The organism is Acinetobacter sp. ME22, from assembly GCF_022012315.1.
Lineage (GTDB): Bacteria > Pseudomonadota > Gammaproteobacteria > Pseudomonadales > Moraxellaceae > Acinetobacter > Acinetobacter brisouii_A.
This window is the reverse complement of sequence record NZ_JAKLTL010000024.1, coordinates 1-26,607: the sequence shown is the minus strand read 5'-3', so window position 1 is coordinate 26,607 and position 26,607 is coordinate 1. Positions and strand designations below refer to the sequence as shown.

General features: G+C 37.5%; 29 protein-coding genes, 1 tRNA gene and 2 pseudogenes. 13 read left to right on the top strand and 19 right to left on the bottom strand.

Features of this window, described 5'->3' with window-relative positions; translation table 11 throughout:
• Positions 1-108: 108 nt before the first annotated feature.
• From LVY74_RS17135 to LVY74_RS17120, 4 genes and pseudogenes are all read left to right on the top strand, one after another.
• The gene (locus LVY74_RS17135; protein WP_237816069.1) at positions 109-279 is read left to right on the top strand and encodes a hypothetical protein; all 171 of its coding nucleotides are present in this window, start codon (positions 109-111) and stop codon (positions 277-279) included.
• Positions 280-291: 12 nt separating this feature from the next.
• The gene (locus LVY74_RS17130; RefSeq protein ID WP_237816068.1) at positions 292-519 is read left to right on the top strand and encodes a hypothetical protein; all 228 of its coding nucleotides are present in this window, start codon (positions 292-294) and stop codon (positions 517-519) included.
• A gap of 23 nt (positions 520-542) precedes the next feature.
• A pseudogene (locus tag LVY74_RS17125) lies at positions 543-1,692 on the top strand (IS3 family transposase).
• Positions 1,689-2,336, top strand: a pseudogene (locus tag LVY74_RS17120) (phage portal protein); the annotation flags it as partial. The pseudogenes LVY74_RS17125 and LVY74_RS17120, both read left to right, overlap by 4 nt.
• 45 nt (positions 2,337-2,381) lie before the next feature.
• On the opposite strand, the gene LVY74_RS17115 reads toward LVY74_RS17120, so the two are convergent.
• The 17 genes from LVY74_RS17115 to LVY74_RS17035 all read right to left on the bottom strand — a co-directional run bounded on the left by LVY74_RS17115 (position 2,382) and on the right by LVY74_RS17035 (position 16,132).
• Positions 2,382-2,540: a hypothetical protein gene (locus tag LVY74_RS17115; RefSeq protein ID WP_237816067.1), complete on the bottom strand. Its 159-nt coding sequence runs from the start codon at positions 2,538-2,540 to the stop codon at positions 2,382-2,384.
• A gap of 362 nt (positions 2,541-2,902) precedes the next feature.
• On the bottom strand, positions 2,903-3,283 hold the full coding sequence (locus LVY74_RS17110; RefSeq protein ID WP_237816066.1) for a hypothetical protein: 381 nt from the start codon (positions 3,281-3,283) through the stop codon (positions 2,903-2,905).
• A 5-nt stretch (positions 3,284-3,288) separates the two neighbouring features.
• Complete coding sequence (locus LVY74_RS17105; protein ID WP_237816065.1) at positions 3,289-3,729, bottom strand: hypothetical protein; 441 nt, start codon at positions 3,727-3,729, stop codon at positions 3,289-3,291.
• 889 nt (positions 3,730-4,618) lie between these two features.
• Complete coding sequence (locus tag LVY74_RS17100) at positions 4,619-5,206, bottom strand: recombinase family protein (protein WP_237816064.1); 588 nt, start codon at positions 5,204-5,206, stop codon at positions 4,619-4,621.
• Positions 5,207-5,228: 22 nt separating this feature from the next.
• A complete protein-coding gene (locus LVY74_RS17095) occupies positions 5,229-5,768 on the bottom strand; it encodes a hypothetical protein (protein WP_237816063.1) in 540 nt (179 codons plus the stop codon).
• A 212-nt stretch (positions 5,769-5,980) separates the two neighbouring features.
• Positions 5,981-6,211, bottom strand: coding sequence for a hypothetical protein (locus LVY74_RS17090; RefSeq protein WP_237816062.1), 231 nt, complete (start codon positions 6,209-6,211; stop codon positions 5,981-5,983).
• 1,037 nt (positions 6,212-7,248) lie between these two features.
• On the bottom strand, positions 7,249-7,908 hold the full coding sequence (locus LVY74_RS17085; protein WP_237816061.1) for a hypothetical protein: 660 nt from the start codon (positions 7,906-7,908) through the stop codon (positions 7,249-7,251).
• A gap of 63 nt (positions 7,909-7,971) precedes the next feature.
• Positions 7,972-10,509: a DUF927 domain-containing protein gene (locus LVY74_RS17080; RefSeq protein ID WP_237816060.1), complete on the bottom strand. Its 2,538-nt coding sequence runs from the start codon at positions 10,507-10,509 to the stop codon at positions 7,972-7,974.
• Complete coding sequence (locus tag LVY74_RS17075; protein WP_237816059.1) at positions 10,506-10,841, bottom strand: CHC2 zinc finger domain-containing protein; 336 nt, start codon at positions 10,839-10,841, stop codon at positions 10,506-10,508. Before LVY74_RS17075 ends, LVY74_RS17080 begins: the two co-directional genes overlap by 4 nt.
• Positions 10,842-10,845: 4 nt before the next feature.
• A complete protein-coding gene (locus LVY74_RS17070) occupies positions 10,846-11,388 on the bottom strand; it encodes a hypothetical protein (RefSeq protein ID WP_237816058.1) in 543 nt (180 codons plus the stop codon).
• Positions 11,381-11,701: a hypothetical protein gene (locus tag LVY74_RS17065; RefSeq protein WP_237816057.1), complete on the bottom strand. Its 321-nt coding sequence runs from the start codon at positions 11,699-11,701 to the stop codon at positions 11,381-11,383. The genes LVY74_RS17070 and LVY74_RS17065 overlap by 8 nt, the downstream gene beginning before the upstream one ends.
• A complete protein-coding gene (locus tag LVY74_RS17060; protein ID WP_237816056.1) occupies positions 11,701-12,600 on the bottom strand; it encodes a hypothetical protein in 900 nt (299 codons plus the stop codon). Before LVY74_RS17060 ends, LVY74_RS17065 begins: the two co-directional genes overlap by 1 nt.
• Positions 12,597-12,896 carry a helix-turn-helix transcriptional regulator gene (locus tag LVY74_RS17055; protein WP_237816055.1) on the bottom strand — a complete coding sequence of 100 codons (300 nt, stop codon included), beginning with the start codon at positions 12,894-12,896 and terminating at the stop codon, positions 12,597-12,599. The genes LVY74_RS17060 and LVY74_RS17055 overlap by 4 nt, the downstream gene beginning before the upstream one ends.
• A gap of 12 nt (positions 12,897-12,908) precedes the next feature.
• Entirely contained in the window at positions 12,909-13,145 is a 237-nt protein-coding gene (locus LVY74_RS17050; protein ID WP_237816054.1) for a transcriptional regulator, read from the bottom strand.
• Between the two features lie 139 nt (positions 13,146-13,284).
• Entirely contained in the window at positions 13,285-13,956 is a 672-nt protein-coding gene (locus LVY74_RS17045; protein WP_237816053.1) for a DUF3450 domain-containing protein, read from the bottom strand.
• A 548-nt stretch (positions 13,957-14,504) separates the two neighbouring features.
• Positions 14,505-15,875 (bottom strand): tyrosine-type recombinase/integrase, encoded by a 1,371-nt coding sequence (locus tag LVY74_RS17040; protein ID WP_237816052.1) that lies wholly within the window; start codon positions 15,873-15,875, stop codon positions 14,505-14,507.
• Between the two features lie 181 nt (positions 15,876-16,056).
• Positions 16,057-16,132, bottom strand: a tRNA-Arg gene (locus LVY74_RS17035).
• 181 nt (positions 16,133-16,313) lie between these two features.
• Between LVY74_RS17035 and LVY74_RS17030 the strand changes: the two genes are divergently transcribed.
• The 7 genes from LVY74_RS17030 (at position 16,314) to LVY74_RS17000 (ending at position 22,698) form a co-directional block, all read left to right on the top strand.
• A complete protein-coding gene (locus tag LVY74_RS17030) occupies positions 16,314-17,249 on the top strand; it encodes an ABC transporter ATP-binding protein (RefSeq protein WP_151710809.1) in 936 nt (311 codons plus the stop codon).
• Entirely contained in the window at positions 17,246-18,019 is a 774-nt protein-coding gene (locus LVY74_RS17025) for an ABC transporter permease (protein ID WP_237816051.1), read from the top strand. Before LVY74_RS17030 ends, LVY74_RS17025 begins: the two co-directional genes overlap by 4 nt.
• Entirely contained in the window at positions 18,016-18,831 is an 816-nt protein-coding gene (queF, locus tag LVY74_RS17020) for an NADPH-dependent 7-cyano-7-deazaguanine reductase QueF (protein ID WP_237816050.1), read from the top strand. The genes LVY74_RS17025 and queF overlap by 4 nt, the downstream gene beginning before the upstream one ends.
• 28 nt (positions 18,832-18,859) lie before the next feature.
• Positions 18,860-19,513 (top strand): hypothetical protein, encoded by a 654-nt coding sequence (locus LVY74_RS17015; RefSeq protein ID WP_151778352.1) that lies wholly within the window; start codon positions 18,860-18,862, stop codon positions 19,511-19,513.
• Positions 19,514-19,644: 131 nt separating this feature from the next.
• Positions 19,645-20,787, top strand: coding sequence for a rod shape-determining protein RodA (rodA, locus tag LVY74_RS17010; RefSeq protein ID WP_237816070.1), 1,143 nt, complete (start codon positions 19,645-19,647; stop codon positions 20,785-20,787).
• 15 nt (positions 20,788-20,802) lie between these two features.
• Positions 20,803-21,804 carry a lytic murein transglycosylase B gene (mltB, locus tag LVY74_RS17005; RefSeq protein ID WP_237816049.1) on the top strand — a complete coding sequence of 334 codons (1,002 nt, stop codon included), beginning with the start codon at positions 20,803-20,805 and terminating at the stop codon, positions 21,802-21,804.
• Between the two features lie 285 nt (positions 21,805-22,089).
• On the top strand, positions 22,090-22,698 hold the full coding sequence (locus LVY74_RS17000; RefSeq protein WP_151710804.1) for a septal ring lytic transglycosylase RlpA family protein: 609 nt from the start codon (positions 22,090-22,092) through the stop codon (positions 22,696-22,698).
• A 399-nt stretch (positions 22,699-23,097) separates the two neighbouring features.
• Here the strand turns inward: LVY74_RS17000 and tsf are convergent, their stop codons facing one another.
• Positions 23,098-23,973, bottom strand: a complete 876-nt coding sequence (gene tsf, locus LVY74_RS16995; protein WP_237816048.1) for a translation elongation factor Ts — start codon at positions 23,971-23,973, stop codon at positions 23,098-23,100.
• A gap of 142 nt (positions 23,974-24,115) precedes the next feature.
• A complete protein-coding gene (rpsB, locus tag LVY74_RS16990) occupies positions 24,116-24,862 on the bottom strand; it encodes a 30S ribosomal protein S2 (RefSeq protein WP_151710802.1) in 747 nt (248 codons plus the stop codon).
• A gap of 218 nt (positions 24,863-25,080) precedes the next feature.
• Here rpsB and map point away from each other — a divergent pair, with 218 nt between their 5' ends.
• Both map and LVY74_RS16980 read left to right on the top strand, forming a co-directional pair.
• Positions 25,081-25,914, top strand: coding sequence for a type I methionyl aminopeptidase (gene map, locus LVY74_RS16985; protein WP_237816047.1), 834 nt, complete (start codon positions 25,081-25,083; stop codon positions 25,912-25,914).
• Positions 25,915-26,184: 270 nt separating this feature from the next.
• Positions 26,185-26,490 carry a hypothetical protein gene (locus LVY74_RS16980; RefSeq protein ID WP_151710810.1) on the top strand — a complete coding sequence of 102 codons (306 nt, stop codon included), beginning with the start codon at positions 26,185-26,187 and terminating at the stop codon, positions 26,488-26,490.
• The last annotated feature ends 117 nt before the right edge of the window (positions 26,491-26,607 follow it).

Sequence of the window (26,607 nt, the reverse complement as noted above, 5' to 3'; positions counted from 1 at the left end):
GTAATTTATAGAGAATTTATCATATCTTTAATGCAATTATTATCTGATAAATAGCTCGGTAATTCCCCCTAAAAATAAAACTAGATCTTTAGGAGGTTGTAAGATGCTTTGAATAAAATTTTTGATAAAGATTGGTTTTTGATTAGAGCTACTGCATGGTATGCTTTGGCTGAAAATAAGTGCTGGTTTCCTCCAAAGCAAGAACATGTCAAACAAGCACAAATAAATAGGAAAATCGCAGAAACTTGTCGAGCTGGTGCAGCTCAAGCAATACAATAGGGTGAGAATGTAATGAATTTTTTGGATATTAAAACAAGTGTTTATGAAAATTTTTCTGATTTTCATCTTTCTAAAGGTTTTACCTTAGCCGAATCTGAGTTCTATGATACTTTTTCAAAAAGTTTTGATGAGTACTCTAAAGATGATCTAGATGTGAACTTAAGAGAATCTTATAATGACGATATTGCTCATGATCCTAGCCAAAATAATGGACAGTACTTCCCTCTAAAGATAACGTAACGTTAACTTTGGAGATCCAAGAAATGGCCAAACGTTTTAGTCCTGAATTTAAACAGCAAGCAATTGATTATGCACTTTCAAACTCACACGAGCCCATAGCTGCAATCGCCCAGAAATTAGGTGTGGGTTATTCAACTTTAGACAAATGGATTCGTGAAGCCAATCCAGTGGGTTCAAGCAAACGTCAACTTTCACCAGAACAACAGCGGATCTTGGAATTAGAGAAAGAAGTCAAACAGCTCAGGGAAGCCAATGACATCTTAAAAAAAGCGCATGTGTACTTTCTGACAGATCATGCCAAGAAAAGTACACGGTAATTCAAGATCTGGATGTGAATGAAGTCACTGTATCTTCTGCCTGTAAATGCCTGGCGAAAACGCCAGACCAATCTAGCGCAGAAATATAATGATTTAAAAGCCGTGTATTGGCAGCATCATGCACGATTGGGTGCACCTTCATTGGTACATGACATGCATGATTTAGGTTACAGCATGAGCGAACGAACCGTTGGAAGAATGCTTAAAAAGCTTGGTTTACGTAGCAGGATTGCACGTAAATACAAGCATACGACTGATTCAAACCATCGTTTGCCTACAGCGTCTAACTTGTTGGATCGTCAATTTACGGTCAATGAACCCAATAAGATCTGGACAACGGATATTACCTATATCCGTACTAAGCAAGGTTGGCTGTATTTATGTGTGATGCTGGATCTATTCAGCCGTCGTATTGTTGGTTGGCAAACCAGCCATCGAATAGACCGTCAATTAGTGTGTGATGCGTTTCATTATGCAATGGCTCGTCAGGGGTATCCAATGGGTGTCATGGTACATTCGGACCAAGGCTCACAGTACTGTAGTCGTGATTTTAGGGCGCTATTATTGACGAATAACTGCGTTCAAAGTATGTCACGCAGGGGCCTTGCGTAGCTTCAGTCGCTACTCATGGGATAATGCAGTGACCGAAAGCTTCTTTCATACATTGAAAGGTCATGTGGTCCATGGCAGTGTGTTTGCCACTCGAAAAGAGGCGAATGCTGTCTTGTTTGACTATATTGAGATTTATTACAATCGAATCAGAAGACATTCTGCAAACGGCTGGTTAAGCCCAGAAGCCTTTGAACAGAAATATTTCAAGAATTTAGAGGGATTTGTTGTCCACGATACTGTCTAGGATCATACATGCGTCGTGGTGAATATACAGATCAATTCTTCTTACTTTGTGATGATTACAAAGGCTATCAAGAATATGAATTTCAAAATCGGATCTGCCATACCCGTGAGGCCGACATCGATCAAGAAATTTATGGTGCGCCTGAATATATCTCGGCATTACAAAGTGCTTGGTTGAATGAGTCAGCGACCCTATTCCGTCGTAAATACTATAACAATGGTTCACACGCTGGATTCATCTTATATGTAAATGATGCAGCTCAAGATCCGAATGACATTACAGCATTGCGTCAGGCGTTAAAAGAAAGCAAAGGACCAGGGAACTTCCGTAACTTATTTTACTATGCACCAGGCGGGAAAAAGGATGGGATTCAAATCTTGCCTGTTTCTGAAATTGCAGCAAAGGATGACTTTACCAATATCAAATCAATCACCCGTGACGATACCTTAGCTGCGCTTCGGATACCGCCTCAACTGATGGGAATTGTACCGAACAACACTGGCGGGTTTGGTTCAATCAAAGATGCTGCAGAAGTCTTTTATCAGAATGAAATTGTTCCACTTCAGTCACGAATGCAACAGATCAATGATTGGGCGGGTGATGAGGTTATTAAGTTCAAAGAATATAAATTAAACATTGTTTAACACTTGGAATAAATTAAGCCCTCAAATTAATTTGAGGGCTTTTTTTTAAGGTCTAAATCTTTCTAGAATCATCTCAAGATCATAATTCAACTTTTCTATATCACCTATAAACAAAGAACGATCCAACTCTGCTGATTTTATCAATACCAATAGCTGATTCAATTCAACCAATTTCAATTCGGCTTTCAATAATTCTTCTCTCATATTTTTCACCATTAAAAACAATAACTTAGTTAACTTACGAAATAGATTTTAGCTTCCATTCCACATGAAATCCACTAAGCTTTTGATTTTATGCAAAAAAAATATTTTAACTGATTTGGCCTCTATGCACCCAGCGCAGTCACCCGCGCGCCTGCGGTTCATCTAAATGAGGCAATATTACTGCAAGCAAGATGACTATGGGGAAAATCGCAAAGACTTATAGAAACTAGGCGATAGAAAGAAAAAAACAAAAAATGGAATACTGCATTTCACTGCACATACACAGCTTATATCAATTGTTTAATTTAAGACCAAAAATTAGGCTAGTAATGCTCTAACCATCTTTTTTTCAAGGTATTTTCTTATCCGTAATTCGGGTTATTTAAGATATCAATAATTATAAACTCATCTGTCCATTGACTCTGACCAACTGGCTTTTTTACCAACCAACAAATAAATTGGTTTTTAGAAAAAATACGATACTTATTCATATCATCTTCATTATATAATCTTCTATAAACCACATATCCATAATTATCTGATATAAATTCCATCTGATAATTATACACACCCCTTGAAAAATAAAGTTTATCTACTTTCTTAAAATAACCACATACTTTAATATCCTCATAGTCTACAACCCGATCTCTTTTAACACTTGTATAAAAAATATATCCTAAAAGCAATAAAACTATAAATATTGAAATACCAATATTTTTTCTTACATCATCATAATAATTCATAATTTTCAGTTATTTACCTTATTTTCTGCTTTTAATAAAATTAAAATAGCTTGGTTCAGATCTTCCCCCTTATCTTTTCTTCTTTTTAAAATCAAGCAAACTTTCTGACCTTTTCTTAAATTTTCTAAATTTAATCTATTGGGATACGCATTATTTCTAAATCCAAATAGACCATAATGATTAAACCTTATAAAATATTCTTTTGGATATGGAGGTCTAGATGAAACAACATAATCTTCATACTCATATACTCCACATATTTCTTCTGCTTCTAAATACTCTATTTTAGGTTGAATTATTGCCATTTTATAGAAAAAAATAATAGAAGGAACAATAAATAAAAACCCGAATAAATAAATCCTCTTATCAAAAAGAGCAACTATAATCATAGAAATTATAACAAAAACAAAAGAAACACTTCCTAACCACATATAAATATTAACCATTTAACTTCCTCCTTTTATAGCTTTTATTTACTTATTATCCTTAGCAAAAGCTTTATAGATCTAACCTTCTCTACTTCATTGAATAAACTAGATATCTGATTGACATAATTCACTACCCTCATAAATCTGCTGCTTAAAAGTCACATACCTTACCCAATAATAGAATTGCCTATTTCAACACCATCTACCTAATCTGTATAGGCATATCCTTGAGCTTGTAATTCTTGATAAATTTGATGAATAACAGCAATACAACTTACATACACAGGTTATATCAATTGTTTAATTTAAGACCAGAATTAGGCTCACAACCATTCTTATCACACTGGAAATATTCTCTTTATAGGTTCAGAACAAATTTAGAGGTAATAAAGTAATACCTATAAACAAGTATTTGATTATAAATAAAAAATAATATTACTTTTAAAGGTAATTTTTTGTAATAACAGAAGTAATATTTTATAAGTTATTGTTTTTATTGATGGTGGTTTTATATTTATATCACTTTTTTATACAGTAATTTATTACTCAAATATTACTTCAAAATTACTTTCAAATGGTCATGTATTGTACTGATTTATAAGATGAAATAGAAAAATATTACTTTATTACCTCAAAAAATCGCTATCACCATTTTATTTTTTGGTGTTCTCTTTCAGGGTATTTTGACTAATTTACACTCAAAAACTACGAAAATATGGGAATGAAATGGGAATTTTTTGGCTAAAAACTCAATTTATATACACTTGTGCATAAATATAAGCTATTGTTTTTTAATAATTTATTTTTCAAAAATGGTGCGCTCAGCGAGAATATTAATTTAAATGTAATACACTGATATTTATCACAATAATATAGATAAATTAATATTATATCCTTATACGTATCCTTACATTTTAGCTACTCTATAAACCGTTGCAATTCCTACGCCTACAGCTTTAGCTATTTCTTCTTTGGTCATATTTCCTGCCTGTAAAAGCTGGGTAATACGTTCGTGTTTTGCAGTATTAGCTTTCTTTCCAGTAGGAATATACCCTGAACGTGCCAATCCCTGCTTAATACGTTCCTTGCGTTTGTCATTATCTAGCTTAGCCATTGTTGCCAATAAATCAATGAGCATGGCATTAATTACATTCAATATCTCACCTGTCATTCCATCATTGATTGTATGTGTGGTTGGTAAATCAGCAACGATTAAACGTAAACCCTTAGCCTTGATCTTATTTTTTAAAATTGCAAAGTCATCTTGTGAAAGTCTGCTTAGCCTATCCACGCTTTCAACTAAAAGAATGTCGCCCCTATTCGCTTCTGTAAGTAATTGGTTTAACACTGGGCGTTCAAGCTTCGTACCTGAATAGTTTTCTATGTATGTGCTGTATTGATCATCATAGCTTCGGCTGATTTGGATTAAATCATTTAATGCTCTTTCGGCATCTTGGTCTTTGGTGCTTGCTCTCACATAAATACGTATAGTCATTTTGGTCTTCATTTAAATATTATTACTTGGTAACAAGCATTCTAGATGCTAAATTTTCTTTTTTTTCAATGATATTTGGAAGTTCTACATCAGGATGTATAACTAGGCTTATTACAAAAATACTAACCCATATATTAAAATAATTTCTTGGGAGATAGTCTTTAAAAGGTTTATCAACTCCATAGTTACCAAGCTTACTTAAAGAAGATCTAATATTTAAGTTATTAAAATCAATAATTTCCCAAGAGTGAGCCATTTTATTTCTCAAATCTTTGAAGAATATGAGTTCTTGATAGTCATTATCTGTCAGCAGACCAAGTCCATAAGATAATTGAATTTTTTTGTCCAATTGCAAGTTGGACATTGATTTTCCACCTTCATTTTTCAACAATGTTTTACTAATTTGATATGAAAGAAATCTCTCAATAATCCCTCCTACAATCAATACTGCTGATCTATCTGGCTCATTTCTGATATTTTCTAAATGAGCCAGAATATCTACCAATACTCCGTCAGCAATTGGCAAGTTATGTATATCAATTTTATTCTCTGAATCAGACATGACTTATCTCTATTTATTAAATATTTCATTTAGACATTAAAATTAGACTACAATGATAAAACTATCATTTAACAAAGTAAACAAGTCAAATGATAGATCAAGAAATATGATTATCAAATTATCTTTTGTGTATAGTCTAATGATAAATTTTCAACAACAAAAAAGGGATTTTAAAATCCCTTTTTTAGAAAACTTAATATTCAGTCTTCATCTTAAAAAAATGATTTATAATCTGTAACAAATTCTTTGAAATCGTCATCATTTACCAAATTCATGTCATCAACTGTATCTTGAGCTATTCCATCCAAACTCCAAAGAATCCTCGTACCAGCTACATGACCGACTAATGGAGATCTTTTATCATTTACTTTAATGCCAGTAATGTATGCAGTCTGTCCGCTCTTAGTCTTCACTTGAACATCTTCTATCTTTATGGTGATCACTACACAAGCTCCTAGTTCAAAATATTTTTTAATAAAAATAATATACTAAATCGGTAATTATATTGAGTTTATATTTTACACATTCCTAGTAGCTTTATACAAAAGACTATTAAATTTATTTTTGCAGAAAATTTAATTGTGCCCCTTACCTCTGGCAAGGGAAATTACCTTTCCAAAATTTCTGACTGTGATGCACTCACCTAATGATCTGCCCAGCATCATAATTTGCTTTGCCTACCGTTCAAGGGGTATGGGGTCAAAAGTCCCAAAGCCATCCACGAAAAAGACCGCACCCCCGTCAAATTTTTGTGTGGTCAAAATTCCCATAGGGGGTATACCCTAATTAATTCAATTAGTTAAGTAGATTTAACAATCAATATAAATGGTGTCTATGTTGGTGCAATCGCATGAAAAAGCTTTAAACCTGATAGTTTTTGCCACTCTATGCAAATCTTAATTTTTTGATGTGTTACAGGTGTTACATAGGTTACAAGACTGTTTTATATATACTTTTTAATTTAATGATCATTATTTAATCTTAATAACCATCTATATATTAATAGTAAATTTAAATATTAATTATTATATATCAATATCTTACATACAATAATTATTGTTTGATTGATCTATATTCATGTTGCCACACATATTGATCATTTTTGAGTGGTTACAAGTGTTACATAGGTTACAACATTGTTTTATATCATTTTATTTGTAACATTTTTAGCCTTTGAGTCTTGTTACAAGGGTTACATTTCAGGTCATGGGGGGCTTAAAATTTATCTTCAACCGCCTCACTTGGACACCGCTCACTTTCTCATGTGTAAAAAAAAATCCCATTTGGGGCTAAAAATAACTAAACATTGGAGGCTTTGAGGTAAATTAGGGTAAAAATTTGAATACTCTGAATAAACTTTCAGCTTCTCATTGGCTGGCTTATCGAATCACACGGCGACATTACAAAACAGTGCCAAAATTTTGGAATGAGTAACCTCGCCCTTGCAATTCAATGGCGCAATTTTTAGGAATAGTGTTTTTTATGGGTTAGCTTGGGCAGTATAGTGATACTTTTGAAAGCCTTGCATTGCTGTATGCGAAAAGTCTGGGAATAAATAAAATTTAGAATTGCTATCGTGGTAAAAAATGTCCTGTTCAATCATGGCTGTGATGTATTGCTGTGCTTGATCCTGACTCAATATAAATTTAAGTGTTAAATCTTGGATCAAATCTTTTGGTCTGACTAAAGCATTTTCAACTGAGCTATGGATTTTGCGTAAGTTACTGCGGTGTCGTTCCAGCCGATCAAAATAGGTCTGTATGATTTCATGCTGGATACATTGGTCTAGGCTGCTATTTGTTGTGGCTACTGTGTTGTTTAGAATTTCGAGCAATTCGCCTTTAAGGTGCTTTATTTTCTGAATGTCTGTATCAGTAATGCGCTCCATATAATGCAAACGCAAGGTTTGGTTATCAATGAGTTGAATATCTGCACCCTCCAATCGAATATGCTCCAGTAATCTATAAGCCGATTCAAGCTGTAAATGGCGTATGAGTTGTGCTTTATATTTGCGTACTAGCTCGGTCAAATGTGATGGTAATTCTTGCTGTTGATGCAATCGTAAGGTGTGATTGTTAATTAATTCTAGGTTTGCACCACGTTGCTGCAATGCTTGATTTAATAATTGGGCAATATTCATAAACTGTACCCTCAGAAATAAATAAACCGTATGGGTTTGCCATCCATACGGCTTGAAATTGGTTTAAATGTCGATGGTTGTGCCTGTGTTCACATCATCCGTATATGGATTAGTCGCTTTCTCAATGTCATAGCTAAACATTGTGGTATTAAACACATAAAGCCAAACAGGATTTTTACTTTCAGGGGTACGTTCTTGCTTGGTCGTTTTGCCATTTGCACAGTCAATCCAACCATGTTTTTTAAGCACTTTAGCCACTTTTTTAGGGTCAAAACCTGTGCAAAGCTCTTGTTTAAATTGCTCTTTAAAGAACAAATAACGTAGGGTTTCACGCTGTTGGGCATTTACAACTTTATAACCCACTCGATATATGGTTTTTTCTCTAAAAGTCTTGGCATCGGTGCTTGCTTCATCTGCATGGTCTGAGTTGCCATAACTTGCCCGTTTATTACCCTCGATTAAGGTATCAAAACGGCTATTTCCGTTTGCCTCAAAAAATGCTCTGACTTGCTGGAGTATCTGCCGATCCTCAAAGTCCCCGACCATTTCAAAGCTGTTGAGCCATGTCTTAAATACACTGTTTACAGCCTCTAAAGCCCTGCCCTTTTTCCAGCCTGTGATATTGGCTTGCGCTGCCAACTCTCCAGCTACAGCGACAACGGCAAAACGTGCAGCCACACGCTCGATGTGTCCCTGTGCATTATCAGGCGTAATTTTGGCTTTATATTGCTGATAAAGTTTTAGGGCGGTTTCTGTAATATGCCCTTTGTCACGGGTCAAATACTCAAGCCAAGCTTTGCCAGCTACGCCATAAGCACTAATTGCATTTTCATACAGCTTATTTGCCTGTTGTGCAGCATTTGGGGCAAAGTCTACTAGGTCAAATATGCCGTATTCACAAGCATCTAAACTAATTTCAGGTAGGCGTATTTCTTGCCCTAGTTTAGATGTTTGCCCTATCTCATTTAGAATTTCTTTAAAGGTCTTTTCGCCACTGGATAAGAACAAAACTCGCCATTGTTGTGGTGCTTTGGCTATAGCAGTACGTGCCATACGGGCTTTACCCTGACCATTGGCAAGCATATATACAGTTTGCCCAATGTCTTTTGCTGCTGCCTCACCAATTTCATCCAGTACCAAAAAGCCATCATTGTGCATAAAGGCGGTTTGCTCTAATGCATTGCCTGTTGATCGCCATGTACGGTAATACTCTTTAGGGTGTCCCCATACACTACAAGCAAGATAGATAGCGGTACTTTTGCCTTTGGATGACGTACCATTTAAATGAAAACCGCCACCCTGTTGGTTCAATGGCTCAAGTAGTTGTCCAGCAAAGGCACATGCCACACTAAATACAAGCTTAGAATGGCTTTCGAGCAATAAACTTACCCCATTTTTCCATGCTTCCAATTCACCCTTATATTGAAAGCGGTTATCTAGCCCATCGGTACGCTGATAAACAATTAATTCATCATGTTTAGTGGCTGGATTGCTATAGGTTTCAGTCGGTAAAACATAACGATGACCATGCCAGCCCACACTATCCACACATAAAGCGAATTTATCGACTGGATAACTCATTAGGTAAATTTGAAAAAGCTCTCTGCCTCTGCGGTCAGGGGTAATAATCACACCTTGATTGGATAGGGCTTTTCGTGATTCCGTCCCGTCACCTTGAAATAGCTCATTCGGCACAGCCCAAGTGTGGTGAATAAAAGCATCATCTTGCCACTGTAATAAACGCCCCCAATTGTTACTCGTATTGTCACGGGTTTTGGCTGTCACCAAAATAGGGCTAGAGATAAAGCGTTCCCGATACTCGCCATTTTTTAGCTTTTCGATAAAGAACACACCTTTATCATGGATTTCAAAGCTACCATTCTCCCATTCCATTGGCTCAGCCAACATGCCATCAGGTAAATTATCGCTTGGTGATGGTGGTTGATAGGCTGCCGTATTTAAGGCGGTTATATCGCTTGCTGTACTGTCTTGTCCGTTTTGCTTGCGTATCTCTACCCAATCCATCACATCGGCTTTATCAGGCAGATTTAGCCCATCCAGCACGATATAGCGCACATTACAGCCCAATTTATCTAATTCACTGGCAATTTCATTGAAAAACTTAGTTCCAGCCTTGTCATTATCCGCCCAAATGACAATATCGAGGCGTGCCAGTGGTCTAAGGTCGGTTTTATCTGTATTGCCACTGCCTCCGCATGTGGTGGCATATAAGCCCAAACTATTGAGATAATCGGCTTTTTGCTCACCCTCAACAATATAAATTGCCTGTTTATCAGGGACAAAAAGGATACGCTCTAAGGCATATAACGGCTTTTTACCCTGACCAACGGGATAAGCTTGGCTAAAATCAGGATCACCAAATTTAAAACCACGTTCGCCACTGGAGAAAACACGAATCCATTTATCACCTGTATGATGATTCTTAGCTCTGACTTTCCAATACACTGGCATACCGTGACCATCGGTATAACAGAACAAATATTCAAACTGATAGCCATTTTTAACCTCACGTTCTGCCAACTTTTGGGCATGGGCAAAGGCTTGATCTTGCACTTCCTGATAATCTAAAAATTCACTCATGCGTGATTCTCCCATGCGCCCAAGTCCTTACATGCTTCAATAAAAGACTTGCCTGTAAGCAACTGGTGAAATGCAATCAAATCACCGCCTTTGGCTTCGCAAGCCATACACTTAAAGCAACCTTTACGGCTGTTTATGCGTAGGCTTGGGGTACTATCATCATGGAATGGGCAAATCATCTCACGCCATTCGCCACGACCTTTGACGGCATAGCCTCTAGCGGTGAGATACTCGATAGGATCAGGAAGTAATGCCCGATTTAAACCAAATTTCTTTGGCTTATCAGTATGAGTATTTCGGTATTTCCCTAGCGTAGGGTGCGCTTTTTTCATAGTGTTACACCCCTGCTTTAAAAATCGTTGGGTATAACTCTCCCAATACATCACATTCGGCAAAAATGTCAGAATGCAATTGGGTTGTCATGCGCTTGATCGCATCCGTCATAAACTGAATTACACCCAACTCAATCCCTGCGATTTGAAATGTCTTTGGGTTGGTTTGTAAAAGTTCATCACAAGCCATTTTGGCAAGGTTCATTAAATGCTGAACATCAACATCAAGTTTTTGAAAATCGTTATAAATAGCGTGGATTAGGCTTGTTGGATTATCTATTTCTGCAAAATCACTGATTGCATCGGTTTGCTTGTCTAATTGGGCAAGCCATAAATTTAAAATTTGTACTGAACCGTACAGGGTTGAGTGAACTGTTTTAGTCGCATTTTTAAAATGCTGATTAGTTTCTTTGCCAATGAAGTAAATCACGGCGTTATGTAGTGCTTGAATCTCTTTTAAACAAAAGAAATAGTCTTTAACAGGTTTATCTAGTTCGGCAAGGGTTTGAAATGCCTGATTTTTAGGCGTAATAATTTGATTAGGCATGATTATGCACTCCTAACGAATTGATAGAAGTTTTGCCATTCACGACCAAATGAGGGTGGCAAAACTGAAAAGGGTTGGTCGATAGGCTCGTTAGGATACCTACACACGTAAACGTGTCCCTCTCCAGCTTCGCCATAGAGATATGCGAACGCATAGAGATAGTACGCACAAAAAAACCACTTATAGCGGTTCGTGCGCTAACGAGTTTATAGCCGACCAAAGCTAACCCAACTGCTTTCTGTTGGGCATGTTTAGGATATAAAGCTTTGTCTTGGTTTGCAATGTAATTTTGCTGTAATGGCTTGGAAAGCATTAGATATGCCCTCCTTGCTGTTGATTTACAATCGCTTGGCGTATGCTTTGGCTATGGTTGTAACTCTCAATTACCCATACGGCACGATCTTCATCATTGGGTTGCTCTAGGCATAGCAATGCTTTTGTATGCTCTCGATTTTGAGTATCCTGATTCATCAAAATACAGCCTTGAACCGCCAGCGTTTTAGGATTGGAATGCCAATTAATTTCCTTAATATCTTTAAGGGCTTGCTGTGCTTGGGCTTTGGTGTAGTGATTTTGATAGTCAAAACGTGCATGTTCTGTATCACAATTGGTATAAAGCTGATACGTTGCCCAATAATCTCCAGCATGTCCCAATACATCACTGTTGTGGGGCTTTAATAGCTCAACGTGATCAAGACGTTTATTAATCTGATATTTTGCATTTTCTACAGTGGTTTTTTCGACTTTCAAAAAGCCTGTATTTGTGCTGATAGATAATAAAGCCCCTATGATATTTAAAGCACACTGTAAATTACTGGTGAAATAAAGGTGACTTGGTGAATATTCAGCTTCATGTGTCACCATTTCAGCTTTTCCGACTTCATTATCAAAACGATAAGCCGTGACTAGGTAAACATGTTCTTTATCATCTTGAAATGGCTGAATTAAATCACTAGATAAGGCAAAATCATTGTTTTCTGCCGTGAAATAGGCAAACTCAGGTAAATTGTCGTAGCCATCCATTAATAAATTATTTTGGATCATTACCTGTATGGTACAAGGTTGTTCTAAATCATATTTTAGGTTGGCAAATAACTTATTAGCATCATATAAATGCGCCTGATCTGTTTGCTTACATGTAATGCCATGAATAACTTTATCGGATAATTCAGGGTTACATGCCTGATAGGTCGCTGTTGAATAAATTGTCATACTTCAATGCTCCGATCCTTTTGTTTCATCCATTCCGTAATATCTGAGGCACGCCATACGGTAATAGTCGGGCTTAAACGGATTGGCTGGGGGAACTCACCTTTACGCACCCATTCCCATAATGTTTTTTCGGACACACCGATTAAGCCTTTACTGGCTTGGCGTGCGCCAATGATCCGCACTTTGCCTTTGTTGATCCCTGATTTATACATGTGGGTACGGGCTGAACGCTCAGGAATATTGGCAAGGTCTTTCATGCGGTAATAACGATCTGTCGCTTGGTGATCTGTAGTCATATCGCCACCCAATTAAGCCGATTGCACAGCATTGGTTTGCTTTTGGTTGTTATGCCATTGCACCAATTCCGCATAGTCAAAATAAACAGGCGCTTGGCGTGTTTGCCCAGCTTTGTAAGGTTTTGGGAATGTCGGGTCTTTTGCCATGAGTTTGCGTAAACCCTCTGAGGAAAGGTCTAGCATTTGGCAAGTAGTCTTTTGAGATACTCGTAGCGGTGTAGCTTGATTGGATAAATTGAGGTCTTGCATATAATGCCCCTATCATTGTGTTACATGATTAGCTATTGCATGACGTTGCAAAGCTGATAGGGGCTATTCTGTTATTGATTTCTGTTGTTATATTTCAATTGAAATTCTATTGAAATGAAAAATAATTTAGTGCGTTATTTTAGCCTTTCAGCCACTTTGTGACGGTATTACTAGATGGAATTTCTAAACCCTTATTAGCTGCATGTGCTTCCATCATATTAAAGGCTGTTGATGGGTTAAGTTTTGGCAAGCCAGCCATATCCGCTAAAATTGTGACAATCTTTAAGACGTTATCACTTTCCTTTGTACCTAAATTTTCTTTGATCTTTTTTAACTGTTTATTTTCTAATTTTAACTTCTCAATTTCTGCTTTTAGCTGTGCATTTTCATCAGCCAAAGCTCGTTGGTTATTACTACGATCTATTGCTGCAATAAGTTGGTCTTGGCGCTCTGTATCTAATTTTTCTTTACGTTCATGCTCTCGCTGCAATACTTGGGATATTTTTTTCTGTTGCTTTTCTATTTGATCATAATAGTTATGATCAAAAGGGCTTAAATAGGCTGATTGAATATGAGCAGAAATTTCTGCTTTTTTCGCCATAGCCATAGCATCCATACTTGTAGTAGCATTTTGACTGAAATTTGATTTATGTAATTGTTCTTTATTAATTAAATCCATTAATCTATCTTTCAGTGTACTGTTCGATGAGTCCATTTCCGCAATTAGAGTTTCTTCTTGGTTACTTTTTTCCGATTGGGATAATTCTTCAACTAAATCTAATGTTAGTTTTCCTAAATTTTTAACAGCCATGTTTAGAATCCTGTTATTTAATATTGCTCAGTATAGATTACATGTTGGTATATTGGCATATATAGGATTTATCCAACAAAAAAGAAGATCAATCTTGCCTATGTCATTTAGGTCAATCAGTCACTATCTTTCTATAAATTTTCTTGCTCATGCTTCGCTTTTTTGTGTTGTAACACTTTTGAAGATCATCTATTTTCAATGAAATTTATAAAAAACAGGTTACAAAAATGGTTACAGCGAATTTATTAAATAAAAATAATATAAAACAAATGCTTAAAGAAAATATCAAGTGTATTTTCAATCCAAAACTTTAAATTTTAAAGGTGTTACAGCCTAGAGTTCGCCTTACAATATTTTATAAAATTCAAATAAAAACAATAATGTAACCTATAAAATAAAAGGTGTTACAGCTTTTAAAAATTAAATCGTTATAAAACAACGATGTAACCTGTAACACTTGTAACACCTAAAAAAACGCCATATCTGCAAAATAAAAAAATTAAAATTAGGGCAAAATTCCCAATTAAAAACTCTTGAGAGTATGGCAATCATGCTATGTATGAATTTGTCATTTCAGCCAATTTAAGCTTAATCAATTTCGCATATTTGATATTAATTACACCCTGCTTTGCCTGTTCCATCAATGAAAGGCTAAATTCCATCGGGCTTATAAATTTCTCTTGGTTAGCTTCTAGGTAATCACTCCACCAGCAAAGCATCATCCTACGTTCTTCCATAAATTCGGCATGATGGATATAAGCCTGTCTTACGCCATTGCGTTCTTGGTGGCTCATTTGCTTCTCTACTGCATCCTCAGTAAATAAAGTGCTTTCAATCAATGCGCCACATGCCATCCCCCTAAAGCCATGCCCACAAATATCTTGATTTGTATCGTATCCCATACGTCTAAGGGTGTTATTAATAGTTGACTCACTCATAAAGCCGTGTGGATCGCCATTCTTAGGAAAAACATTGTTATAGATACCACTATAGCTATGAATTTCACTAATAATATGTAAAGCCTGTGGTGACAATGGGATTAAATGCGGTGTTTTCATCTTTGCGCCCCGATTTGAGAATTTATATCCCTCTATCAGCGTGCGCTCAGGTGGTATCGTCCAAATTCCTTTTTTAAGGTCAAATTCATTCCATCGAGCAAAGCGTAACTCACTGGAACGTGCAAAGGTATGTAAAGCAAATTCAAGGCATAAGCCTGTTAATGGGTGTCCTTGATCTGCTTGTAATCTTTTAAATAATTCAGGTAATTGAGTTAATGGTAATTTCGGGTGATGCTTGGTTTTTCGTGTGACAATAATTGCATCTTTTAAACTATAAGCTGGGCTTAGCTCTATATATCCTTTTGATATTGCGAACGCAAAAATACTGACAAATCTTTGTCTTGTCTTTTTCAAAACTTCCAAATAGCCCTTTTCTTCAATCTTGCTTAGGACAAAATTTAAATCACGGGGTTTAATACTATCTATTGGTTTATTCCCAAGCTCAGGAAATACGTAAATTTCAAAATTTTTTAATGCCCGTTCTGCTGTACCATCACCCCATTTGCCTGTAGCTTTATATGCTACGTGCCATGCTCTAGTAACGGCTTCAAAGCTAAAGCTATCATCATGTTTGGCTTTTTGGATTGCTAACTGATCAATCGGATCAATGCCATTAGCCAATTGATTAAGCAATGTATGTCTTTTTCCTCTAGCTTCTTTCAAAGTCAAAGCGGGATAATTCCCCAAAGTCATAAGCCCATCTTTACCATTAGGGCGTTTGTACTTAAATCTCCAAACTTTTGAACCATTTTTACGAACAAATAGAATCAATCCTTGTCCATCGTACAAGTTATAGTCTTTTTCTTTGGGTTTTGCGCCATCACACTGGGTAGAAGAAAGAGGCTTGATTTGTCTTGCCATAAGAATAATTTGCCTAAAATAAGGATATAAATTGCATAGAATTGGCTTATATCCCTTAATGTATCCTTATTATTTCTCGCTGTATAGTGATGTATGTTGGTTTATGTTGGCAATAAAAAAACCTTATTATTATGATTTTTATAGTTTTTTAGCGATATGTTGGTTTGTATTGGTATTGAATTGGTGCGCTCAGCGGGACTCGAACCCACGCCACAGGCTTCGGAGACCTGTACTCTATCCAGTTGAGCTATGAGCGCGTTTAAGTCGCCCATCATAACAAAAAAAATCATAAGGTAAAGCACAGATTGATTTTCTATTTGGCTTAATGACTAAGCTTTAAACAGTTTTATCTGTGCAACGAAGAATTGCATTTAGATTACTTGGTTTATCCGACTAGATCGCTCACAATATATGCGTCTATTAACACGTGAGAACTTCATGACTGATGCATTAATGCTGAAAGAGTTATCGAAAACCTATAAAAATGGCTTCCAAGCCCTCAAAGGCATCAATTTAACTGTACCTGAAGGTGAGTTTTATGCACTTCTTGGGCCAAATGGTGCTGGAAAGTCGACAACTATTAGCATTATTAGCTCGCTAACCCGTAAGACTTCTGGACAAGTTGAAATTTTTGGTCATAGCCTCGATACCGATGCATCTAAAGCCAAGCAATGCTTAGGCGTTGTTCCACAAGAATTTAACTTTGGTCATTTTGAGAAAACCTTTGATATCTTGGTGACTCAAGCAGGTTATTACGGCATTCCCAAGAAAATTGCTGAGCAACGCGCTGAGCTTTATCTAGAAAAATTGGGTCTTTGGGAAAAACGTAATATGCAGGCGCGTATGCTTTCAGGCGGTATGAAACGTCGCTTAATGATTGCGCGCGCCATGATGCACGAACCAAAACTTCTCATTCTCGATGAACCTACTGCTGGTGTGGATATTGAACTGCGTCGCTCAATGTGGGATTTTCTGACTGAAATGAATGAAAATGGAACATCCATTATTCTGACCACACACTATTTAGAAGAAGCTGAAATGCTGTGTCGTCGTATTGCGATTATTGATCACGGCGTGATTAAAGAAGATACCAGCATGAAAGCCTTCTTAAGTCAGCTCAATGAAGAAACCTTTATTTTTGATTTATCGCAGCCGATTGAACCGATTGAACTCAACTTTATTGGAATCCGTTTTCATTTGGTTGATAGTCTGACTTTAGAAGTGACGATGGACAAATCACACGATCTCAACGAGATTTTCCAGTTATTTGAAAATTTAGGCGTTCAAGTTAGAAGTATGCGCAACAAAGCCAATCGTCTTGAGGAACTATTTGTCAAAATGGTTGAGAAGAACTTACAGGAGGCATCGGCATGAACTTTACCCAACTGCAAGTTGCCCTATGGACACTGGTTCGTAAAGAAATTCGTCGCTTTATGCGAATCTGGCCACAAACTTTGCTTCCACCAGCCATCACCATGAGTTTGTACTTTGTGATTTTTGGTAATTTGGTCGGATCTCGCATTGGTCAAATGGGTGGTTTTACCTATATGCAGTTCATCGTGCCAGGTCTAATCATGATGGCGGTGATCACCAACAGTTATGCCAATGTCTGCTCAAGTTTCTTTAGTGCCAAGTTCCAAAAAAGCATCGAAGAACTGATCATGAGTCCTGTACCTTTATACTTAGTCCTTTGGGGTTATGTGATTGGTGGCGTTTGCCGTGGTGTTTTGGTGGGTTTAATTGTCACCCTAGTGAGCCTATTCTTTACTGACCTGCATATTCACAACTTATTTATAACGATATATACCGTGATCGTTACTAGCCTGCTATTTTCAATTGCTGGCTTTATTAATGCGATTTATGCACGTTCATTTGATGATATTTCGATTGTTCCAACCTTTGTGTTAACTCCACTGACTTATTTAGGTGGTGTATTCTATGCGATTAGTGCATTAAGCCCTTTTTGGCAAACACTTTCATTGATCAACCCAATCGTTTATATGGTTAATGCATTCCGTTACGGCATTTTGGGTCATAGCGATGTCAATGTCAGTATTTCCCTTGCAGCAATCACAGGATTCTGCTTGGCGTTTTATGCAGCTGCTTACTATTTATTATCACGTGGTTCAGGAATTCGTGAATGAGCGTAGAAAAATCATTATTGGGTAAAGATACCCATTATCCAACAACCTACCAACCTGAGATTTTATTTCCAATCTCTCGTAGCCTTTCACGCGAAAACTATGCAGATGTTGCAGGGATTCAGCAAGGTTATGATTGGTGGCATGTGTTTGAACTGTCTTGGTTAAATGCTCAGGGAATTCCACAAGTTGCAATTGGTCGTTTACGATTGCCTGCAACTTCTCCCAATTTGATTGAATCCAAATCGCTCAAACTCTACTTTAATAGTCTGAACTTTATGCGTTTTGCTTCAACTGAAGAGCTGATTCAAACTGTTGAACAAGATTTATCTACAGCAGCTGAAGCGCCTGTTCAACTCAGCCTAATTGATGCAAATGACTTGTCAGTATCTCAACCACAAGGTCGCTGCTTAGATCAGTTTTCGCCAGAGCAATTATCTGAGCATCCCGATGCCAGTTTGTTACAACATGTCGGTTCAGGTTTGCTTGTTGAAGAACAATATTATTCAAACTTGTTACGCAGTAATTGCCCTGTGACAGGACAACCTGACTGGGGAACCATTTTCATTCGTTATCGCGGCGAAAAGATTTGTCCTGCAAGTTTATTGGCTTATATTATTTCATATCGTCAACACAATGGTTTTCATGAGCAATGTGTTGAACAAATCTATGCGGATATCTGGACAATGCATAAACCTGAAGAACTCATGGTTTATGCAGCTTATACTCGTCGTGGTGGACTAGACATCAACCCATGCCGTGTATCTAACCTAGCATGGTTACCAGAAACCCCTGTCCGTCTTGCTCGACAATAATCATCCATTTGAATTTTGAGGTTTAATTATGGCTTTTTTCGGTTTTATTCCATCTGAAAGTTTACTCAACAAGATTCAAACTGCAATTGCGCAGAAGGACTCGAAAGAACCTTTGTATCCCTTGCGTGATGAAATTGCTTTGCAAGTCAATGATGAAATTATCGATGCGATTGTGACCAATCTGATTCATCGTTTTCCTGAAACGGATAAACGTGAAACCACAGAAAAACTGGCGCATTTTGTGAAATCCAGTGTCCATTTTTTACTGTCTAAGCAGTTACTCAGTAAAGCCCCGAATGATGTTGTCCGCAAATCTATCGAATTCTCCGAACAAAGCCTATTTAAAGCCCCAGATGGACAATGGCGTTTAGGTGAAAAGTTAGATGCAGGTTTAGTGACTAATTTAAAACATCAGTTTGCACAAATTCAGGCAGGAGAAAAAATCGATGCTCATGCACTTGCTGAAAGCTACAAAATGTTTGCAGAAGCAACAGTGCGACATTATATGCATGACTTTAATCACACCCTAGATTTAGGCATGATTAAACGTAAAGCATCAGACTTGGGCTGTTCCGCAGTAATCAAGGCTGTACACATTGCCATCGATAAAATTATTCCACATCTGAACAAACGTGAGCTCAAAGTTCTCGCAGAATATCATGATGGTTTATTTTTCCACTAAGTCAATTTTTAGACTATCGAAAACCTAGCTTAGGCTAGGTTTTTTTATTGCTAAATGTGCAAAGAGATTGCCTAAAAAGTCCAGTATGTTAGCATTCGCACTTGCTGCTTATTACTCGCTTTTCATCCATTATGGCACCAAGTCCGCAATACAAATTTTTACGTCAAGCTCCTCGTGATGGGTTGAGTACTGCTATGCAGCCTTCCCGTTGGCAACGCTTACATATCGACCCTTGGCTATGTTCTTTTTTAGTTTTAAATGCCCTACTTGGACTCACCGTTTTATATAGTGCATCTGCACAAGATATGGGACTGGTGAGCAAACAAGCGATCAGTTTTGGTTTAGGTTTTTTGGTCATGATTATGATTGCCCAAATTCCGCCCAAGGTCTTCCAGTCATTCTCCCCCTATTTTTATATTTTTGGGGTACTTTGTTTAGCTGCTGTAAAAGTGGTTGGTGAAGTCCGTATGGGAGCACAACGCTGGATTGATGTTCCAGGTATTGGTAGCGTACAGCCCAGTGAGTTTATGAAACTCGGAATGCCGATGATGGCTGCTTGGTTTCTCACACGGCAAGCGCTGCCACCCAATCTCAAAACAGTGATTGCAACACTCGTTCTCATTGTTATTCCTTTTGTTCTTATTGCAGAGCAACCTGACTTAGGTACATCACTACTGGTTCTTGGAAGTGGTGTTTTTGTATTATTTCTCAGTGGCTTATCTTGGAAAATTATTGCAGCGGCATTGACAGGTGCGGGTATTTTTATTCCAATTGCTTGGGAATTTTTACTGCATGACTACCAACGACAACGGGTACTCACCTTACTCAACCCCGAAGCAGATGCTTTAGGAACAGGCTGGAACATCATTCAATCCAAAACTGCAATTGGTTCGGGCGGTTTCTCAGGAAAAGGCTTCTTGCAAGGAACTCAATCGCATTTGCACTTTTTACCTGAAGGTCATACCGACTTTATTATCGCAGCATATTCTGAAGAATTTGGCTTAATTGGAGTCACCATTCTGATTTTGCTTTACTTTGCAATCATTTGCCGAACCTTCCAGATCGGCATGCAGTGCTTCCATAATTATGGACGTTTGCTGGCTGGTGCTTATGGATTGTCGTTTTTTATATACGTCTTTGTAAATGCGGGCATGGTCAGTGGTATTTTACCTGTAGTGGGCGTGCCATTGCCATTTATGAGCTATGGCGGTACTGCAATTATTACTTTAATGACAGCTTTTGGGATTGTCATGTCGATTCACACACATCGCTAACTCGGACTTACCTCTATGTGGCAACAAAAATTACATAAAACTTGTCAAATTTTAGCCCTCACCGCTACAGCAGTTTTTTCTACCTCTTTTTGTCAGGCAAATGATTTTATTAACAACCCAAATTACGAGAATTTTAAACTAAAAACCATGCAACAGTATGGCTTGAGTGCCGATCAGATTGATCGGGCAATGTTGGGTGCTCAAAACCGTCCAAACATTTTGAAATTGATGGAAAAACCAGGCGAAAGTAAACCTTGGCATGCCTATCGGGAAATGTTTATGACCGAAGGGACTATTCAACGTGGAGTACGTTTCCGTGACCAATATGCAGATGTATTGAATCGTGCAGAACAGCAGTTTGGTGTTCCTCAGGCGGTGATTTTAGGAATTTTAGGTGTTGAAACAGGCTTTGGTAACAACAAAGGCTCCATCATCACCCGTGATGCTTTAGCAACACTTGCATTTGGTTACCCACGACGGGCTGATTATTTTGCAGATGAACTTGGTGCATTGATCGCATGGACATACAAAGAAGGCTATCCAACAAGTAGCATTACAGGTTCCTATGCAGGTGCAATTGGTTATCCGCAATTTATGCCAAGTAATATTGGAAAATATGGGGTCGATTATGACAACAATGGGCATATTGACTTACGCAACTCGCCTGCCGATGCCATTGGTTCTATTGCAAATTACCTAGCACAACAAGGTTGGCAACGTGATCAACCAATTGGCTTTCTAGCACGCTACATAGGCACAACACCTGAAGCTGTCATCGCTAAAGATTTAAATCAGCCAACGCCTTATGGCGTACTAAAACAGCAAGGTATTACACCACTCAATCCCGTGATCAAGATTGATGATTTAGAACTCATCAATGTCATCCAACTACAAGATTATAATGGTGCAATTTATTACATCACATACCCTAATTTTCAGGTGATTACGACCTATAACAAGAGCCGTATGTATGCTACAGCAGTGTGGCAACTGGGCACAGAAATTACAAATCGTTAGTGTAAAAATAAAGTAAATTAAAATAGTCAAGTATTTTTCAATGAAAATTGATGCCAATTCAGGCTGTTTTAATTAATTGTTACAATATTGATTATTTATTAATCAATAGATGTAGTGTTTTCGTCCTTTTTGTAAACTTTTGCCAATTAATACTAGACACCTCACTAGCGACATGAATATTATCCCTAGCGTCAAATACAGTTGAACACATCAAGTTTTAGGCAGGTTCTCTTAGTTTTCAAACGCTTATTTTGATGATTAAGATGCCTTAAGGAGATTATATTCATGCGTTTTCCAGTGAAATCACTGCTCGCTATTACCTTTTGCGTATCCCTGACGCAAACGCAAGCTGATATGGTTCAGTCATCATCAAGTAACAATGATAATGACGGTGCTAGTCTTGCAGCTCGCGTCATTAACAAAAATGCTTCACAAACTATTTACCGACCAAACCTTAACAGCCTTTCAATTACTGAGCGCTCTGGTGATAAAATTCGTCGCCAAACCTTAGCAGCCAAAGTTGAAGTTCCAGAAGATGAACCTTCTGTAATCGACCGCTTAAATACTGTTGCATCAAATACCGTTCGTAAATTCAGCCAAACAGGCATTGCATCATGGTATGGTCGCCAATTTCATGGTCGTAAAACTGCCAATGGCGATACTTTTGATATGAATGCACTGACTGCAGCTCACCGTAGCTTGCCGTTGAACTGCTATATTCGCGTAACCAATAAAGATAATGGTCGTAGTGTCATCGTAAAAGTAAATGACCGTGGTCCATTCCATGGCAACCGAGTTCTTGATTTATCTTATGCTGCTGCAAAACAAATTGGTGTAACCAACTCAGGTACAGCACGAGTCAATATTGAACGTGTAGACGGTCCAAATTCTTAAAAAATCTCCTCAACTGTTTTGACATTTTTTAGCCACATTTTATGTGGCTTTTTTGTTGCTAAAATTTGAAAAAATTCTCGAATAAGACAATTTGTGCTCAATCTCTCATTTTTATATGAGTTATTTGAAGCTGTTTTGCGTTTTAAGCACAATAAGTAGACTTAGACTCATAACCCTAGCACTTTTTCTTAAATCATCGAAATATGCGATTTTAGACGCAAAGAAATAGCATTGATTTTTTATGCCTTTCAATTCCATTTTATTTATTGGTTTTTCCATACTTTAATTGCTGAAATTTTTAGCATTTTTCAAAAGCATAAGCTTTCAATCTTAAGTAATTTCATTTAGGCATAAAAAAAGCCCTATTCGGGCTTTTTTTTACTCAAAATAATTTTTCAATTATTTTGCAGCAGCTTGAGCAGCAGCAACTTCTTCAGCAAAAGAAAGTTCAGCTTTTTTCTCAATACCTTCACCCACTTCGAAACGAACGAATTGAGCAACAGTCGTTGAAGTTGCTTTCAATACTTCAGCAACTTTCTTGTCGTTGTCGATCACGTACTGTTGACGCTCAAGAACAACTTCATTCAAGTATTTTTCAACTGAACCAGAAACCATTTTCTCAACGATGTTTGCTGGTTTACCAGATTCAATTGCTTTCGCTTCAGCAATTTCTTTCTCTTTAGCAACAAGCTCAGCAGGAACATCTTCAGCAGAAACAGCAACTGGGTTGAATGCAGCAACGTGCATTGCAATGCCTTTACCAGTTTCAGCACTACCTGTATAAGATACAACTACACCGATTTTTAAACCGTGTTTGTAAACAGCAAGGTTTTCACCTTCAACGATTGCAGCACGACGTACTTGGATGTTTTCACCGATTTTTTGAACAAGAGCAATACGCGCTTCTTCAACAGTTGCACCATCTTCAAGTTTAAGTTCAGCAATTTTAGCAGCATCAGTTTCGCCAGCAGCAAGCGCAGCAGCAGCAACTTGTGCAGAGAAACCAGCAAAGTTTGCATCTTTAGCAACGAAGTCAGTTTGACAGTTTACTTCTAAAAGAATTGCTTTGTTGCCGTCTTGAGCGATTGTGATTGCACCGTCAGCAGCAATGTTACCAGCTTTTTTAGCTGCTTTTGCTTGACCAGATTTACGAAGGTTATCAATCGCTAATTCGATATCACCATTCGCTTCTGTCAAAGCTTTTTTACATTCCATCATTGCAAGACCAGTACGGTCACGTAATTCTTTAACCATGCTTGCAGTAATTGCAGTCATGTGAATCTCCTAAAATCAGGTAGAAAATATAAATCTTTTTTTAACAAAAACGGCCCAAAGAAACTCTGGACCGTCTGCTTTCTCGACGCTTAATTTGCCACCGCTATATGTCGCAAAAATGACAAGCCCGCGTCAAAACGCATTAAGCCTCAGAAGCAGCAGCTTCGTCGCCTTTTGCTTGTGCATTCGCTTGAGATTGAGCGTATTCTTTACCAGCAAGGATCGCATCAGCCATCGCAGAAGCATAAAGTGTTACTGCACGAATCGCATCATCGTTACCAGGGATAACGTAATCAACGTTGTCTGGGTTAGAGTTTGTATCAACGATACCGATTACAGGAATACCTAAGTTTTTAGCTTCTTTGATCGCAATTGCTTCGTGGTCAACGTCAATTACGAACAATGCGTCAGGTAAACCACCCATGTTTTTAACGCCGCCTAAAGCACGTTCAAGTTTTTCCATCTCACGAGTACGTTCTAAAGCTTCACGTTTAGTAAGTTTAGCAAAAGTACCATCTTGAGATTGAGTTTGAAGGTCTTTTAAACGGTTGATAGATTGGCGAAGTGTTTTCCAGTTCGTCAACATACCACCTAACCAACGGTGATCTACGTATGGTTGACCAGCGCGTTGAGCTTGTTCACGGATGATGTTAGAAGCAGCACGTTTTGTACCAACGAACAAAACTTTGTTCTTTTTGCTAGCCAAGTTGTTAGCAAAGTTCAAAGCATCATTTAACGCAGGAACAGTGTGCTCAAGGTTGATGATGTGAATTTTGTTGCGAGCGCCAAAAATGTATTGACGCATTTTTGGGTTCCAGAAACGAGTTTGGTGACCAAAGTGTGCGCCAGCTTGTAGAAGGTCGCGCATGCTTACGTTGTAATCTGCCATTTTATTACCTTAAATGTTTGGGTTAAGCCTCCATACGTCCTCATTCTCCACCCTGTTTCGGGCACCCAGAGTAATGTGTCGACATATGTGCGGATTTTTAAAACCACATTTTAACTAAGCTTCGATGAATGATAAATTTATTCACGAAAAGCATTTGATAAAATGGGTGCATATTTATACCATAGTCACACACAAATTACCAAAAGTTTTTAAGCCTTATGAACAGTACTTACGAAGCTCCACGCCGCCTAATCAAAACACCAGATGAAATTGAAAAAATGCGTGTAGCGGGGCGTTTGGCGGCAGAAGTATTGGATATGATCAAACCACATATCCAACCTGGAGTAAGCACCCTTGAGTTAGACACCCTCTGTCACGATTACATTGTCAATGTTCAAAATGCGATTCCTGCTTGTTTAGGTTATGGTGCTGCACCTGGTCGCCCCGCCTTTCAACACACCATCTGCACATCTGTGAACCATGTTGTATGCCACGGTATTCCATCTGCCGATAAAATTCTTAAAAAAGGTGACATTCTCAATATTGATGTAACTGTGATTAAAGATGGTTATCATGGCGATACCAACATGATGTACATCGTGGGTGGTGAAACCACTATTTTAGCAAACCGTTTGTGCAATGTTGCTCAAGAGGCAATGTATCGCGGAATTGCTGCTGTAAAACCAGGTGCTTACATTGGCGATATTGGCGCGGTCATTCAAAAATATGTGGAATCAGAACGTTTCAGTGTTGTTCGTGAATATTGTGGTCACGGTATTGGTACAGTTTTCCATGATGAACCCCAAGTCTTACACTATGGTACGAAAAATACGGGGATGCGTTTAGAAGCAGGCATGACTTTTACCATTGAACCGATGGTGAATGCGGGTGTTTGGCAAACCAAGACCTTGGGTGACAAATGGACTGTCGTAACCAAAGATCATAAATTATCTGCTCAATATGAACATACAATTCTAGTTACTCCAACGGGAGCTGAAATTTTAACAGCCCGTCCTGAAGAAGACCTAGTACGCTTTACTCAGCCTGAATAATATGCAGGCACAAAAGTCTATTATGGCTTTTGTGCCTATTCAATATCGATCTAAACGCATTTATTTTTATTCTAAAATACATGTTGGATATAAAAACAAGAACAAGTTCTCATTTTTAAAATAAAGTTTTTATTCATTAACACTCTCATATTTTAAGATTATCTTTTGTTACTTTATTCAGACAAAAAAGAGCCAATTAAAAAACAGATCAACTCAACCAATACTCAAAATATGCTTAAAATATCGCAGCCCAGAATTATCCTTACTGCCATGAAACTTTTGATCATTCCTTTAATTGCTTGCTGCCTATCTGCTTGTCTATTTACTAATTCCAACGAAGTAAAGCGTTCTGAACTAATTCTTTCACATTTCAACTGTCATAATTACGAAGGTAGTATTAGTCCAATTAATAGTTTCCACGAGCAGACACTGACCGTCACTAAGCAAAAATCTGTTGATTATATTCAGCATTATAAAGATGGAGAAAAACTATTTAATATTCCTCTTGATGAGGTTGTTAATCAACAATACGAACTGTATAAAGATGCATGCCAATCCATTGGTGGAGTATTATAAATCCAATTAGCAGGAAAATTAATATTTTAACTTTATCAAAATATGATAATTAATCCACTCTAAATATTTTTTAATATGTTCGTTTTCTCTTAAAATAAAAAAACCCTGCTTTCGCAG